Here is a 15,776-nt window from a genome sequence, read left to right on the forward strand (position 1 = left end):
GCCTGCGCCAGCTCGGCCGATACGTCTTGATGGCCTGCAAGCTCCTCGAATGTGAAGTTGCCATCAAAGCTGACAGGCCGGAACAGCGGCGAAGCTGGGCCGTCTCGATGCATGCTCATAGTTGATCTCCTCTAGATGCCCGGTAACGACCAGCTAAGTCCCTAACAGATTTTTCTTTAATTCTTTACGCGGTCGCTTAAGTATTACCAATTGTGCGATTAACATGTGTCTTCGATTCGAAGTTAATCATATCGATATTGCTAGCTGCCCCTCGACAGCGGACCAGCTCAGAACCTTCCCCATCGTAAAGGTAGTAGATGTGAATGAGTGGCTTGCGCTAATAAATGCGAATTGGTCGCGGAAAATCGGCGTTTTCTCGTTCTTTGCGCACATTTTCCCCAATTTTCGCCGTGATTGCTGAGATGCTGTCGCGTAATTCCTGAAACCTGCGACGGATCGGTGACCCCTGAAAATCAGGGGGTTTTGGTGTCGCATGTCTTTGTCGCAAGTGGTAACTATCCTGCGACATAACTTGCGACAGGAATCCCCCGCCATGATAATCGGCTATGCTCGCGTCTCCACCCAGGGCCAAGACCTCGACCAGCAGCGCGCGGCGCTTGGCGCGGCCGGCTGCATTCGCCTCTTTGAGGAAAAGGTTTCGGGGGCGAAGCGCGATCGGCCCGAGCTGTTGAAGATGCTCGATCATTTGCGCGCCGGCGACGTGGTGACGGTCACCAGGCTAGACCGCCTCGCCCGATCGACGCGCGATCTTCTCGACATTGCCGAGCGCATCAGGGAGGCCGAGGCCGACTTGCGATCCTTGGCCGAGCCGTGGGCCGATACGACGACGCCGGCCGGCCGCATGGTGTTGACCGTGTTCGCTGGCATTGCGGATTTCGAGCGATCCTTGATCGCGGAGCGCACCAGCGCCGGCCGGATCGCGGCCAGGGCGCGCGGGGTGCGGTTCGGCCCCTCCCCTGCCCTATCGGCTGATCAGGTTGCGCATGCTCGCCAGCTCATCGCCCAGGACAAGCCCGTGGCCGAGGTTGCGCGGCTCCTGAAGGTGCATCGCGCGACCCTCTATCGGGCAATTGCTGACGCGGCGGCCGCGCCTCTCTGATTTTCCGAGGGAAGGACCGTCGAGCCGTCACGATTCGGACGGTTTTTGTTTGTTTCCGCCATCCAAACAGCCGAGACCACCTGCCAAACTGGGATTCCAGTCCTTTGGCCATATGGGGTTGCAGAATCGGAGAAAACGAAGTTTCTTCTAACCCATGAGTCGCCAAGTCTTGCCAGTTAAAGAGAAGGTTGCTGCCCATAGGGCGCGCCAGGTCGCGGCTGGCCGGCAGTTGGTGAACACCTACCTTCCCGCCGAGCTGATCGTACAGATCGATCAGACAAAGGATGCTGAGGGGGTGCGTGGCCGCACTCCCATCATCGAGGCTGCATTGAGGTTCTATTTCGAGAAAAAGCACGAGGGCATAAAATGAAAAAACCCCTAGCCGTTAGCAGCGGCGAGGGGTTTTCGGATTCCGGAAACGGCCATGTTAGGTCCGCCTGAACAGCCCCCAACATAGTCGAGAGCGAGCCACCCTGCAAGACATGCGTCTTGCAGGAACGCTGAATCTTTGTCCGCTGTCCATGCCCTCCTAGACGGAGGACGAAGGAACGATGTTTGAACAAATTGGGGCGGTGCTCGCAGGGGCACCGGCCGAACGGGAGCGCACGCCCGTTCGGCGGCATTCCCGCGCGGCCGGACGTTGCGAAGGGGTATTCTGGCGACGGACGAACCGCCAGGAGGTGCGCACAATCCTCTTGGCCGCCAAGCGTTACGAGCTGGCCCAGCGCCAGCCGGCGCGCGTAGCGGGCCGCTCGGATCGGTGGCGATCGAAGTGCTAGAGCTGTTCGCCAATCTGGTAGATTTCAGGACCGGCCGGCTCGATCCGGCGATAGACACGCTCATGGGCCCGTCCAGGTCGCGACGTAGGTGAAGTCGGAGACCCACAGCATGTTCGGCGCCGGGGCATGGAACTGGCGATTAACGTGATCGAGAGGGCAAGGTGCGGCCTGACCTGCGCACTGAGAATTTCCTCCATCTGGGATTAGAGTCCGGCCCCTTGATCGAAGGACGGACTGATGAAGAGAAAGCGGTTCACGGAAGAGCAGATCATCACGTTCTGCGCGAGTATGAGGCGGGTGCAAAGGCGGGCGACCTGGCGCGCAAGCATGGGATCGCCGAGGCACGCTGTATAACTGGAAGGCCAAGTATGGCGGGATGGACGTCTCTGACGCCAAGCGGCTGAAGGCTCTGGAAGACGAGAACGCCAAGCTGAAGAAGCTGCTTGCCGACCAGATGCTCGAAGCCTCGGCATTGCGCGAGCTTCTGTCAAAAAATGGTAGGGCCCGCCGCCAAGCGCGAAGCCGTAGCGCATCTGCAGGCCGTCATGGGCCTATCGGAGCGTCGGGCCTGTTCCTTCGTCGGTGCCGATCGCAAGATGATCCGCTACCAGTCCCGGCGGCCGCCTGAGACGGAGCTGCGCGGTCGGCTGCGTGACCTCGCCAACGAGCGCCGACGCTTCGGCTACCGGCGGCTGTTCATCCTGCTCAGGCGCGAGGGCGAGGCATCTGGGGTCAACCGTATCTACCGTCTCTATCGCGAGGAAGGTCTGACGTGCGCAAGCGCCGGACACGGCGGCGAGCAATCGGCACGCGGGCGCCGATCCTGGTCGAGGCAAAGCCGAATGCGCGCTGGCGCTGGATTTCGTGCATGACCAGTTCGCCTGTGGCCGGCGCTTCCGCTTGCTCAACGTCGTCGACGAGGTGACGCGCGAATGCCTGGCCGCGATTCCGGACACCTCGATCTCCGGCCGTCGGGTTGCCCGCGAGCTGACGGAACTGATCGCCCAGCGCGGCAAGCCGGGCATGATCGTCTCCGACCATGGCACCGAGTTCACCTCGAACGCCATCCTCGCCTGGTCGAAGGATCACGGGATCGAATGGCACTACATCGCGCCGGGCAAGCCGATGCAGAATGGCTATGTCGAATCCTTCAACGGTCGCATGCGCGACGAGCTCTTGAACGAGAGCCTGTTCTTCGGCCTCGACCACGCCCGCAGCGCCATCGCCGAATGGCGGGAGGACTTCAACACCGCGAGGCCTCATTCCTCGCTCGGCTACCAGACCCCGGCAGCCTTTGCCGAGGTCATCACCGCAACCGGCTCCGACGCTGGGCTGATCGAAGGCTCCGCGCCTCCACCGGTTGCTCAACCCGCGCCAAAGGCGTAACAGAAACGGCCAAGGCTCTAATCGTATGACAGTTCAGTGGCAGGTCAACGCCATCAAGGGCAATCTAGAGAGCGCCGACATTATCATCCTCCTGATAAGCGTTGACTTTATCAACTCGCGTTATTGCAACCAGATTGAGCTAACCCACGCGATGGAGAGAGAGGCCAACAACACGGCGGTTGTTATTCCAGTGATCGCGAGAAATTGCCTGTGGCAGGAAGAGGTCTTCGGGTCTTTTCAGGCGACCCTCAAGGGTACATCGATCGCAAGTTTCAAGGATCGCGACGAAGCTCTGACTTTGGTCGCGGCAGATATCAAGGAAAAAGCTCTTTCCATGCTTGCCAAAAGAACGGGGTTGCTCCTTCCTAGATGTGCAATCTGTACAACATCACCACGTCGCAAGAAGCCATACGCCAGTGCACCAGGGCTCTGCGCGACCATCTCAGGCAACCTGAACCGTCCATCGACATCTACCCCAACCAGCCCGGTCCGGTGGTCCGCAATGCGGCAGACGGGCAACGTGAAGTCGCCAACCTGCTTTGGGGAATCCCGACACCGCTCGAACGGGTCAAGGGCAAGGCCGACTACGGCACCACCAACATCCGCAACCCACAATATGGCCATTGGCAGCAGTATGTTGGGGTTGAGCATCGCTGTGTGGTGCTTCTCGGAGCCCAGCCCAACACCCGGCGATAAGGACCCTGAGACGGGTATTCAGCGGATTGGTTCGCGCTCAATGAGGACCGGCCGCTTTTCTTCTTCGCTGGCCTCTGGACGCCATGGCATGGGGTGCGCAAGGTCAAGGACGGCGCCGGCGATTTCGAGCTTTACGGCTTCATGACGACCGCGCCCAACGCCCTGATCAAGCCGATCCATGCGCCTCTAATGGGCGTTGGGCACCTTGCCGGGAAGTGCTGTGGATAACCGGAGGCACCTCACGACCGACCGGGTATGACTCGGGGGCAATGTGGATCGGTGCCTAATTTGCATAACACCAAGCAAACACAAGGGATTGAGGCTGGCTTACCTTCTCCGTTGCTTGCAGGAATACTCCTTCATTGCAATGGATTTGTACCATCTACTCCCTGCGGGTCTTCCGGCACACCATATCCCGACCCCTTCAGGGGCTCAGCTCGGTCGGCGTGACCGATCACCCCGTCAAAGCATCGACATAGGAGTCGAATGCGGCTTCACTCTCGGCTGTCCAGTCGAGTGGCGGGGCGCTTCCCTGATCACGAAGCAGCACCCTAACAAATCCGCGACCAGCGCGATTCCCCCCGCATCCGCGACTTTCTGACTCAGTAAGACTAGCGCCCGCCGCCACGTGCGGGCGACGCCGGCATCAACCGGCGGGCAGATGCGCCGAGGGCAACAAGCGCGCCTGACGCAACGCCGCCAGATCAGCCGAGCCGGTGCAGAAGCAGGCGACGGCCAACTGGCGGATGACGATCTCGAAATGCGCGACAACCGCCTCGGTGGATACCGTAGCCGCGCGCAGCACGCCGGCTGCCTGGCCGGCGATGTCCGCGCCCAGGCGGATGGCCTTGGCCACGTCGACGCCGTCGCGGATCCCGCCCGACGCGATCAGCTTCACCGCTGGCAGCGCCTGACGTACCGCCTGCACACTGGCCGGGGTCGCAATCCCCCAATCGGCGAACGCCATCGCCACTGCGCGGTCGGCGGCATCGGGGGCGCGCTCGCCCTCTACCGCGGCCCAACTGGTGCCGCCGGCGCCGGCGACATCGATCACCGCCACGCCCGCCTCGACGAGCGCACAGGCCACCGAGGCGGACAGGCCCGACCCGACTTCCTTGGCCACGATCGGCACGCCCACGCTGCGTGCGGCGCGAGCGATCTGCGCCAGGACGCCGCGCCAGTCGCGGTCGCCTTCCGGCTGTACCGCTTCCTGCAGCGGATTGAGATGGACGATGAGTCCATCGGCCTCCAGTGCATCCACCGCCCGGCGCGCGAGGTCCAGACCGTCGGCCTCGCGCAGTTGCGCGGCGCCGATATTGGCAAGCAATGGAACGTCTGGGGCCAGGCGGCGCAGCGCGCGCGTCAGCCCATGGGAGTTGCGGGATTGCAGGCTCACGCGCTGCGAACCGACGCACATGGCGATCCCTAAGGCTTGCGCTGCCTCGCTCAGATGCCGGTTGATGGACTCCGCGCGTGGCATGCCGCCGGTCATGGAGCTGATCAGCAGCGGCGCGCGCATGGTCTTGCCAAGCAGCGAGGCGCTGAGGTCGATCTGCGTCAGGTCCAACTCGGGCAATGCGCAGTGTTCGAAACGAATGCACTCCCAGCCGGCGGCCTTGGCCCACGCCGTTCGCCGATCCAGCACGATGTCCAGGTGGTCGTCCTTGCGCCGGCTCAGCTTGGTGTCGCTGATGCTCGCCCCATCCGCCGCATCGGGCGACGGCGTTGCGTCGGATCGGACCGACGGCAGCGCGCGCACGCCGCCGTTTCCCGCGCGTTCAGGCCGGCGCACGCTCGCCTCCCCCCGCAGCGTCGCTGCGGTAGCGGCTGGTTGAGGTCTGGTAGTACTGCGCGCGGATGGCCGCCATGGCTTCGATCAACGGTCCCCACGGCGGTGGAAAGGGTTCTTGCGCCATCACCCGGTGCAGCATGCGCGTATGGCCGGCCAGCTCGTCGTTGAGGAACTCCACCACAGGCATAGCCGGATAGCGCTGCAGCAGCAGGATCGCCGCGTTAGCTCCCTCGCCGGCCGACTTATCCTTTTCGCGTCCATGCAGATCGTTCTGCAAGCGCCCTATCGCGGAGATGAGCCGCAGGACCTGGCGAAACGCCGGATGCGCGCGCAAGGTCGCCATGTCCAGCCCCCACAGCAAGGACAGGCAACAGAACACGTTCGTGTAGGCGATCGAATCCACGCCGTTCTGCAAGTACTCGGCGTAGGACCAGCGCTCTGCCCCTGCCGCCTGCGCGTGTCCGGCACGCAGCGCCGCGCAGTAGCACCGGGTATGGTAGAGAAGCTGAGCATAGTCGCGACGATCGTAGGCGAGCGCGGCGAGCGAAGCGCGCAGCACAGCACAGCCCTCGAATCCGGGGAGCGCGCACGGCACGCCTTGCCCGAGCGCCTGCTCCACCGCGGCGAGCTGCTCCGGCGCGATCAGGTCAAGGTCGTTGCAATCGTCGAGCCAGAACAGCAGCGCCAGTTCTCGATAGAACGCCACGATCAGCGTCTCGTCCAGCGGATCGCGGCCCGTGCGGGCGCTGGTGTCGCGCAGGCTCGGCTGGATGCGCTGCAGGATGTACTGGCCGCCCCGGACTGCTTCCACGCCATGCTCGTCGGCGAACCCGGTCAGGGAACGCCCCCACTCCAGCACCTGTTGCAGCGCGCGATGGGTCGGGATCATGGCCCCGCTCCTGCTCCCTCGGCCGAGACGCGCCGCCCCCAACGAAGCGCCAGCCACAACCCGGCGAGTTCGGCCACGCGCACCACCCGGGTGGGGCAATACAGTTCCTTGCCGATCCACAGCGGTGTCTGGGGCAGTGCGTGCGCTGCGTGGCGGGCGAGCATCCACTTCAGCGCACCCGCCACCGCCTGCGCGATGCGCCGGCGCCCTGCCGGCTCTTCGCTCCCGTCCATCACGTGCAACGCGAACAGCGCATAGGCGGTTTCCTCGAATGTGGACGCGCGACCGGCGCCCCAGCCGCCGTCATCGCGCTGCGCCTGCAGCAGCGCTGTCAGCGCGCGCTCCTCGCGCCACTGGGGCTTGCCTTGCGCGAGCGCAGCAATCGCATGCGCGGTGGGATACAGCCACGAAACGTGCCATTTTTCGTTGTCCCATAGACCGTGCGGGTTGCGATTGGCCTCGACGTAGGCGCTGGTGCCGGCGGCGGGCTTTCCCAACATTCGCAACGCATGCAGGGCATGGATGTTCGTCGACACCGAGGCATTGCGCTCGCCCGGGAAGGTGACGAAGAGCTCGCCGGTTTCGAACTGGCGCAACGCGTCGGCCGCCGGGTCGCGCCCTGCAAGGCGAAGGACGCACAACGCAACGGCGGTGTCGTCCGCATCGGCCGCGAAGTGCAAGGCAGGGCCCAGACCGCGGACTCCGAGGCGGGCGTCGAGTTGCGCGATGATCACTTGCACCGCCTCGGCGAGCGCGGGATGCGCGAACAGACCGGCCAGATGCAGGGTGTACAGCGACCAGGATGGCTCGAACACATTGATTGGCCAGACGTTGGGAACGACACCTTCGATGCCGGTGCGCGTCGCCCGCGATGCCGCCTGCAGATACCCGTCGGTGCGCCAGACTTGCGCCGTTCTTCCCTGTGTCACGGCGTGCGCACGCCACGCGGCGGTGGCCGCTGGACTGATGCCGATGCTGCCGTCGTCGTCCGGGCATGCGGTGGCCGGCGACGTCCCCCAGGCTTCCCAGGAGTGCAGCAACGGATGGCCGCTCGGCAACGTCGCCACAGCGCCCAACTTGACCAGGCGTGCTTGCCGCAACGGCAACAGCGCCGGGTGGCGCGAAAACGCCAAGCCGCCCAGCAAGGATGCGGCCTCGTCGCACAACTGCGGCAGGATCAGCTCCGCGCCGATGGGCGCGTCTTCCGGCACCGCATGCGCGTAGGGATCGGGCTGGCGCTCGATGAACCGGGTTGCAGCGTGGACTGCGTCGGCAGCGCCAGGAAGAGGATCGGCACGCTGCAATGCCAGCAACGCCGCCCACGTGGGCGCATGGCGAAACAGCGGGAAGTCCGCACTTCCCCATCCGCCATCGGCCTGTTGCTGCGCGATGAGCCACGCGTATGCGTCGTGCCGACCGGTGACGTTGCCGTCGAACTGCAGAGCTCGCGCCGTGTCGTATACGGACGGACCGACGCTGCCGCCGTCGCTCATCTCGCTCAGCAGGTGACGCAATTCGGAAAGGATCTGTTCGGACAGCGCGTTCACGCGGGATGTTCCTTCTGCAGAGGGCTAACGAGAACAGAAACGGGCAGACGCCGCGCACGTCGCCGCCGACACGGATACAGTGCAGCATGCAGCGCCCGCCGGCCGATCGCACCAGCACAGGGGCGAGTCCTTACGGATGGGCCGCTCATGCGTATGGCGCGGACAGATAGACCTTGGCCCGCTGCAGCATCTGCGCCAACCCTTCCGCACGCGGCCCCAGAGGGGCGATAGCCTCCCCGGCGTCGTGCAACAAGTACAGCGCGAAGTGGCGCGCTGCCTGCAGCCCCATGATCGACGCGCAGGTCGGCTTCTGCGCCGCCGCGTCCTTGCCGGGGGTCTTGCCAAGAGTCGCGGTATCCGCCGTCGCGTCGAGAATGTCGTCGGCCACCTGCAAAGCCAGGCCAAAACAGGCGGTGTAGCGATCGAGCGCAGCATACAGCGCAGCGTGCGCGGCATCCTCCGCGATGGAATATAGCGCGCCCATGCGAACCGACGCGCGCACTAGCGCTCCGGTTTTCATCCGGTGCATCGCCAGGATCCTGTCCAGCCCGGCGTGCTTTCCGACCAGCGACAGATCGATGGCCTGCCCGCCTGCGGCACCCTCGGCGGACACCGCCTGCGCCAGTTCGCGCACGAGCGCGATACGATTGTCGCCCGGCGCATCCAGGCTCGCCAAGGTGAGGAAGGCGTGGGCCTGCAGCGCATCGCCGACCAGGATCGCAGTGGCTTCGCCGAACTTTACGTGCACGGTCGGAAGGCCGCGGCGAAGCACGTCGTCATCCATCGCGGGCAGGTCGTCGTGGACCAGGGTACAGGCGTGCATCATCTCGATCGCGGCACCGACGTCGTCGAGCATGTGCGCCGGCGTGCCCGCCAGTGCGCCGGCAGCCAGACAGAGCAAGGCGCGGGTGCGCTTCCCGCCATGCAAGGTGGCGTAGCGCATGGCTGCCATCAGCCCTGTCTTACCGTCGTCTTCGGCGCAGAGCAGACGCGCCAGCGCCTGTTCGACCCGCTTTGCGCCGTCCTGCATCCAGATCTCCGGGAGCAGCCCGCCAGAGGCGCCGCGCGCCTGCGCGCCCAATCCGCCGGATGCGGAAACGCCAATTCGGTCGCGTGGAGTGGAACCGGTCTGCATGTTGTGTCATGTCCTTGTAGCTGAGACGGCCACGGCGAGCGCAAGCCGTCACGGTGTTGCCGGCGTCACACGAGTGCGTGCGCTGAGTGCAGCAATGCCGCGCCCCGCCGGCGCCGCTGCCTTGCCACACAGGGCATGCGATGCCAGCTCATGAAAAGCCTATTCGAATTTTCATTGACGGATGTGCGGTAGGGTAATAGCGCCGGCCTTTTGCGACGTCGCTCAGCAACTGCGGCCGCACCCCGGCCTTGTGCATGGTCAGCGCCAAGGCGATGCAGAACTGCACCATTTCCAGCCATACCAGGTGGTAGCCGATGCAGACGTGTGGGCCAGTACCGAACTGCAGCATGTCCACGGGCCGGATCGGCTCCGTGCGTTGCAGCCACCGCGCCAGGCGGAACTGATCAGGCGCCTCGTGCAGCAGCGCCGAGGTCGAGAAATGCAGCAGCGGGATGCATAGATGGGTGCCCGCGGGAATGCGCCGTTGGCCGAGTTGCAATTCCTGCAGCGCGCGACGCGGCAGGAGCGTGGTCGCCGGATGCAGGCGCAGTGTCTCGCGGAACAGCGCCTCGGCGACCGGACACTGCGCCAGGTCCGCGTGCCGGGTCGGCACCGCGCCCACGCGTTGCGCCTCCTCAACCAGGGCGTCCCACAGCACAGGCTGCCGCGCCAGCTCGATTACAATCCAGGCCATCGTCGAGGCAGTGGTGTCGTGACCGGCAAGCAGCAGCAAGCGAATATTCGCGACCAGGACGTCATCGGAGAGCGGACCGTCGCTGCGGTCGAAGGCGCTCACCATGTCGTTGATCAACCCGGTGCGCGCGGCATGCGCGCGCGCATCGCGGACGAACAGGCGCAACTGCGCGTCGATCCAGCCGCGGGCGGCACGGCCGCGCCGCAAGGGCAGTCCGGGCAGGTCGACCGGTGGCGCGACGATCAACTGCAGCAATTGCCGGTACTTGCGATGCCATCCCGGCAGGTCCTGCGCGGGGATTCCCATGAGGCTGAAGATGAGCTTCAGCATCAGGTCGCCGGTTTCGCGCAGGATGGGTACCTCGCCGCGGGCGCGCCACGCCTGCACCCGCGCCTGGATGACAGGCGCGAACAGGTCGCCGATCCCGGCCTGGGTCAGCCCCCTGGGCAAGAACGCTGCCTTGATGGCATCGCGCGCCTGCCGGTGCGCGCCGCCGTCCAGGGCAACCAACGTTCCGCCAAGCAATTCGGGCGCGATCTCTTCGATCAGCGCCGATGACACGTCCTTGTGCCTGAGCAGTGAGAATGCGTCCGGATCCACACAGGTCATCAGATGTCCGGCAGGGCCGAAATCCAGCCAGAAGTGGCTGCCCAGCGTCCGTTCTGCGCGCTCCAGCAGGCGCGGCAGGTCGCAGACAATGGCAGGAAGATGCCCGACCAGGGGGAAAGCGCCAGGCATGACCGGGATGTCGCATCGCAGCCGGTGCCGACGGTTGAGTGGGTTGAGCAGCATGTCCATCAGCAGCGCGCCGCCGCCGCCGATCCGGTGTCGCCGGCAGGGCGCGCGGCGCAGCTGTTGCCACCGTCGGCGTATGTCGGCACATGCGCCAGCATGCCGCCATCGATGCACACGACCTGGCCGGTGATGAACGCAGCATCGTCGGAGAGCAGGAACGCCACCAGCGCGGCAACGTCCTCGGGACGGCCGACGCGCGGCAGGAGCTGGTGCCGACGCAGATGGCGTTGCATGCACTCGTCCAGCTTGGCGAGGAGACGCTCGGTCATGATAAGACCCGGCGCAACCGCGTTGCAGCGGATCTGAGAGTGACCGTACTGGGTGGCGAGCGAGGCCGACAGCATGTTAATCGCTGCCTTCGACGCGGCGTAGGACGTCTGCGCCGTGTCACCGCTGAGCCCCTGGCACGACGACATGTTGACGATCGCGCCACCGCCGCGGGCGATCATCCGTGGGATGGCCTGCCGGCAGCAGAGCAGCGTGCCGCGCAGATTGGTCGCCATGGTCTGGTCCCATACCGCCAGGTCCAGCTCGAGGATCGCGCGGTCGCGCGGGGTCAGATGCACGGCGCTCGCATTGTTCACCAGCAGGTCGACCCCCCCGAAGTGCCGCTCCGCCGTCTCGAACAGCGCTGCCACCGCCTGCTCATCAGCGATATCCATGGCTATGGGCAGCGCGTGGCCTGCTTCGGCCGCGATCTGCGCAGTGCAGGCGATGGCCGCCGAGCCATCAATGTCGGCCACCACCACTCTGCCGCCCCCGCGCGCGATGGCGAGAGCGCATGCCTTGCCGATGCCGGCGCCGGCGCCGGTCACCACGGCCACCTTGCCTTCAAACCGTCCCATCGTGTCTCCTGAATTGCATTGGTCTTTCGCAGCATGCCGCTCGGCCTCCACCGGAGAGGGCGCAGGGTCGGCGCTGGCGCGCTCGTCATGGCCAGCGTCGCTTTCGATGACACGAATGGCGGCGACCGGGCACTGGTTGGCCGCAAGCCGCACGGCGGCGTGCAGCGCCTGCGGGACCGTCGCCACGCACACTTCGGCCACGCCGTCCGGTTCGCGCTGGCGAAAGGTGCCCGGCAGCGTCAGCACGCACTGCCCGGTCGTTCCGCACAGATCCTGATCGACCACGACGCGCATCTCAGCCCTCCTGCCCATGCAGCCGTACCGGCAGCGCGCGGAATGTCCTAAGGAACGCGGAGGGCTCCCGGGTCGGCTGCTCGGCCAATGCCAGCGTGGGGAAGCGCGCCTGGATCCGCGGCAGGCTCTCGGCCAACTGCACCCGGGCCAGTTGCGCACCAAGGCAGAAGTGGATCCCATGGCCGAAGGTCAGCATGATCTTCCCGTCGATCGACATGCCAGGACTGGTGCCGTAGAACCGCACGGGATCGAAGCGATCGGGATCGGCGAAGGCGTCCGGGTCGCGATTGCCGGCCGCGATCAGCACGCGCACGTCCGCGTTCTTCGGGATCACCACGCCGCCCAGTTCGATGTCGCGCTGGGCGATACGCGGAATGGAGCTGAACATCGCGGGCGCGTCGTAGCGCAGAGCTTCTTCGACGAATGCCTTCACCCCCACGGCATCTCCCTTCAGCCAATGCCGCTGTTCGGGATACGCCAGCATCGCCAGGACCGCATGGCCGATGGCCGCGGCAGTGGTGGCGAAGCCGCCCAGCAGCATGCCCCACAGCATGCTGATCAATTCCGCATCCGACAGTATCTCGGCATCGCCGTCGTGTGCGCCGACCAGCATTGACACGATGTCGTGGCTGGAATCGGTGCGCTTGCGCTGTATGAGGTCGCCGAAGTAGGCCTGCACCCTGGCGCTGGCCGCGTCGCCCGCGGCGAGTTGGGGATCGCTGGCGTGCGGGCTCAGGCCTTCCAGAATGGCGCTGATGCCGGCGACGAGCCCGAACATGTCGTCCCGGGGCATGCCGAACAGTTCGCCGAAAACCAGCATGGGCAAGGCCAGCGCGAATTCCCGATGCAGGTCCACCGCATCCCCGCGCTCCAGCGCGGGCGCCATGCCGTCCAGGCGCGCTGCGACAATGCGAGCGATGGTCGGCCTCAGGTTGTCGATCTGGCCGATGGTGAAATCGCGCGAGATCAGCCGGCGCAGACGCGTATGCGTTGGTGGTTCCTTCATCGCTAAAGTGGACGCCAGCAAACTTAGCGACAGGCTGGTCGCCGCACGCGGGAAATAGCGCGCCAGTTCGCCCGGCGCCGGTCCCCGAAAAGCATCGCCCGTGGCCTTGAGCGCCCAGTAGATGTCGGCGTGACGGCTCAACAGAAAGAGGCCCGACGCCGCGCGATGTACCGGATCGTGCTCGCGCAACCACCGCATGAATGGGTACGGGTCCTGAATGCACCCTGGCGACGCCAGTTCGGCGAAGGCGTCCCGGCATGATGCCATGGTTTCTTGCACGTCCATCTTGGTCACCTGTTGGCTGGCTGATCTGGTCGGCGCGCGGCAGTCGCGCCGGCAACTCGAGAACATCGGGATTCCTGGTGGCGTCCGCGCATCACCAGAGCACCGGGAACTCCTCGAACCCGCCAGTGATGATCTCCTTGCGCAACTTCAGTTCTTCGGGCGCCACGGCCAGGCGCAGCGCGGGAAAGCGCTGGAAGATCGAACCGAACACCGCCTTGAGTTCCAGCCTGGCCAGCGCCAAGCCGACGCAGTTGTGGGGCCCGTAGGAGAACGCCAGGTGCGGGTTTTCGTCACGTCCGATGTCGAAGATTTCCGGGTCGTCGAAATGGCGCGGATCGAATGACGTCGCCGGCAGGCCGACCAGCACCTTGCTCTCCGCGGGAACATGCACGCCCGCGATGGTCACGTCGGTCCTCGGATAGCGCATGATGCCGTCCCAGCCGGCGCCCGGCGGGTACATGCGCAGGATTTCCTCTACCGCCTTGTCCACCAGGGATGGATCGCCGACCAGGCGTTCGCGCTGTTGCGGATGGCGGAACATGGCCAGCAGGCCGAATTCGATCTGCGCCACGGTGCTCTCGTGCCCCGCCACCAGCATGCCCGCCGCCAGGCCGATCGCCTCTTCCTCGGTCGCCTTGCCCTGGTCGACCGCCGCGAGCAGATCCGTCAGCACGTTGTCGCCCGGATCCTGGCGCTTGTCCCGCATCTTGCCGCGAATGTAGGCGCGGAGTTCTTCCCAGGCCAAGCGCGACGCGCTTCGCGGGCCGCTTTCATGCTGGTGCGTCATCACCTCGTCGGACAGCCCGGCGAAAAAGGCGTGATCCTCGTAGAGCACGCCCATCAGCGCGCCAATGACCATGGCGGGAAGCGGAAAGGAGAGGTGGCGCCGCAGATCGGCGGGCTGGGGCTGGGCCGCCAGCGTCTCGAACAACTGCGCGGCGATCGCCTCGACCTGCTGCGCGAGCAGCTTCACCCTGCCGTTGCTGAAGGCCGACGCCACGATCGTGCGTAACCGCGTATGCTCGCCCCCCTCGTGCGAGACCAGCCATCCTGGCGAACCGAGAATCACCGAATCCGGGGTGAATGCCGCCGGCGGCATTCCCGCGGGCCGGAACGCCGCGTCGGACAACACCGCCCGGGCCTCGTCATAGCCTGTCACCCACCAGCCTTCGTGCCCGGACGGGAAGCGCACGCGGTGGATCGGACCGTTGGCCCGTAGCGCCAACATCTCAGGCGAGGGCTCAATGTGATCGACGCGCCACATCGGCAGCGTCGGCAAAGGTTGTTCGGACATGCTGGCACTTCACTCTATAGCGATGGAAGGGCGGAAGGTGACCGGCGGGCGCTGCGGTAGAGAAGACCTAAGACGGCATGTAGACGACGTCGTCGGAAGGCAGACCGATTATCAGGATCGGCTAACGCTTAACTGCCTAGGCAAACGCGCGGCGAGATGCAGAACGTTATCCTGTACCTTCGAGGTCAGGATAAAGTCGGTGTGGTGGGCCTTTGACTCGCCGCCGGCCAAGATTTCCAGCGCAAGGGTCGACAAGGGCGGCGAGCTGTTGGGTAAGGCGGTTTCGCCGAGGGCCCCCTGTCTATAGACGCTATCCGACGCGGATTTGACATTTTGCTTTTCTTTCTTCGTTCCATTCGTGTCATCCACGAAATGAAAGTCGGTCGGCGGCTCCCGGCCCGCAACGAACGTGCTTCAAATCTCGTGCCAATTTGGCCGCAGCAGAAAGAAATTGTGGCAGCTTCTCAGCGGCTCAGCCTGAGGCCGGAGAAGAGCTAGGCGAAATAAGCCGGTGTCGCGGGCCAACAAAGGCGACGGAACAGTGTCGGACAGAACGCCTCGGGCGACCTTTAGGTCGGGCCTGCGACATTCTGGTCCAGTTTCGAACATAAGAGGGCGGCAAACAGACACGATTGGGGAATTCGATCCTCACGGCGCCAGGGCGCTTGCCCAAGAGCGCGCGCTCATGTTGCTGCGACAGGCGCGTGTTCGCGATAGCCGTGCCTGCGCACCCATGAACGCTAGCGGCACACGCTACGCAATCCTGTGGTGCCCGCGGTGTGAGGTAGTTCATCGGCTCGGCTTCCGGTTCGTCTTTGCCCAGCCGGGGCTGAAGCGCCGAATGTCCGCACCATACAGCATCGTTGTTGCCTGTGTGACGAGGCGGCATAGCGCGCTCCCGATCTTCCAAGACACGGCCTCCGAGAAGAAAGGGGCGGTCCAACAGCACCTCTATTTGAAATGGCACGCCGCTTGCTGCTCCTGGTTAGAGCCCATCAAATCACGATGAAAGCGACTTGTGCCATGCCCGACACGCGAAGCTCCAAACCGTGGCCTGAGGAGACGGTGCCCGTTCCCGCTGAACATCGGGACATCGTCTCCTCCGGAAGTCCGTTCTCGGTGGCCGCTTTGCGCATGGCTGGTCCGATGCCGGCACGCCAACACGGGCCGCTCGCGCAATTGCCGTTTACCGATTCTATTCAGCATGTGAGTGCCCAAG

At 65.0% G+C, this 15,776-nt stretch carries 11 protein-coding genes and 2 pseudogenes; 4 read left to right on the plus strand and 9 right to left on the minus strand.

The annotated features are described in order from the left end of the window. Positions 1–553: 553 nt before the first annotated feature. The 4 genes and pseudogenes from NKJ01_RS30730 to NKJ01_RS30745 all read left to right on the plus strand — a co-directional run bounded on the left by NKJ01_RS30730 (position 554) and on the right by NKJ01_RS30745 (position 3,981). Positions 554–1,120, plus strand: a complete 567-nt coding sequence (locus NKJ01_RS30730; RefSeq protein ID WP_352733920.1) for a recombinase family protein — start codon at positions 554–556, stop codon at positions 1,118–1,120. Between the two features lie 154 nt (positions 1,121–1,274). Then, positions 1,275–1,490, plus strand: coding sequence for a hypothetical protein (locus NKJ01_RS30735; RefSeq protein ID WP_352733922.1), 216 nt, complete (start codon positions 1,275–1,277; stop codon positions 1,488–1,490). Between the two features lie 646 nt (positions 1,491–2,136). Beyond that, positions 2,137–3,314 (plus strand): annotated as a pseudogene (locus tag NKJ01_RS30740) (IS3 family transposase). A gap of 340 nt (positions 3,315–3,654) precedes the next feature. Next, positions 3,655–3,981, plus strand: a complete 327-nt coding sequence (locus NKJ01_RS30745) for an SOS response-associated peptidase family protein (RefSeq protein WP_352733924.1) — start codon at positions 3,655–3,657, stop codon at positions 3,979–3,981. Between the two features lie 646 nt (positions 3,982–4,627). On the opposite strand, the gene fni is transcribed toward NKJ01_RS30745, so the two are convergent. From fni to NKJ01_RS30790, 9 genes and pseudogenes are all read right to left on the minus strand, one after another. Next, positions 4,628–5,731 carry a type 2 isopentenyl-diphosphate Delta-isomerase gene (gene fni / locus NKJ01_RS30750; protein ID WP_502905931.1) on the minus strand — a complete coding sequence of 368 codons (1,104 nt, stop codon included), beginning with the start codon at positions 5,729–5,731 and terminating at the stop codon, positions 4,628–4,630. A gap of 28 nt (positions 5,732–5,759) precedes the next feature. Beyond that, positions 5,760–6,662 carry a terpene synthase family protein gene (locus NKJ01_RS30755; protein WP_352733926.1) on the minus strand — a complete coding sequence of 301 codons (903 nt, stop codon included), beginning with the start codon at positions 6,660–6,662 and terminating at the stop codon, positions 5,760–5,762. Then, positions 6,659–8,209 (minus strand): hypothetical protein, encoded by a 1,551-nt coding sequence (locus NKJ01_RS30760; protein WP_352733928.1) that lies wholly within the window; start codon positions 8,207–8,209, stop codon positions 6,659–6,661. The genes NKJ01_RS30755 and NKJ01_RS30760 overlap by 4 nt, the downstream gene beginning before the upstream one ends. Before the next feature lie 145 nt (positions 8,210–8,354). Further along, a complete protein-coding gene (locus NKJ01_RS30765) occupies positions 8,355–9,344 on the minus strand; it encodes a polyprenyl synthetase family protein (RefSeq protein WP_352733930.1) in 990 nt (329 codons plus the stop codon). Between the two features lie 148 nt (positions 9,345–9,492). Further along, complete coding sequence (locus NKJ01_RS30770; protein WP_352733932.1) at positions 9,493–10,836, minus strand: cytochrome P450; 1,344 nt, start codon at positions 10,834–10,836, stop codon at positions 9,493–9,495. Further along, on the minus strand, positions 10,836–11,678 hold the full coding sequence (locus NKJ01_RS30775) for an SDR family oxidoreductase (protein WP_023715666.1): 843 nt from the start codon (positions 11,676–11,678) through the stop codon (positions 10,836–10,838). Before NKJ01_RS30775 ends, NKJ01_RS30770 begins: the two co-directional genes overlap by 1 nt. A 168-nt stretch (positions 11,679–11,846) precedes the next feature. Next, positions 11,847–11,990: pseudogene (locus tag NKJ01_RS30780) on the minus strand (ferredoxin); the annotation flags it as partial. Then, on the minus strand, positions 11,974–13,263 hold the full coding sequence (locus NKJ01_RS30785) for a cytochrome P450 (protein ID WP_352733934.1): 1,290 nt from the start codon (positions 13,261–13,263) through the stop codon (positions 11,974–11,976). The pseudogene NKJ01_RS30780 and the gene NKJ01_RS30785, both read right to left, overlap by 17 nt. A 91-nt stretch (positions 13,264–13,354) precedes the next feature. Further along, the gene (locus tag NKJ01_RS30790; RefSeq protein ID WP_023724549.1) at positions 13,355–14,557 is read right to left on the minus strand and encodes a cytochrome P450; all 1,203 of its coding nucleotides are present in this window, start codon (positions 14,555–14,557) and stop codon (positions 13,355–13,357) included. Positions 14,558–15,776: the final 1,219 nt, after the last annotated feature.

The sequence above is a fragment of the Mesorhizobium sp. M0276 genome (assembly GCF_040321755.1).
Lineage (GTDB): Bacteria > Pseudomonadota > Alphaproteobacteria > Rhizobiales > Rhizobiaceae > Mesorhizobium.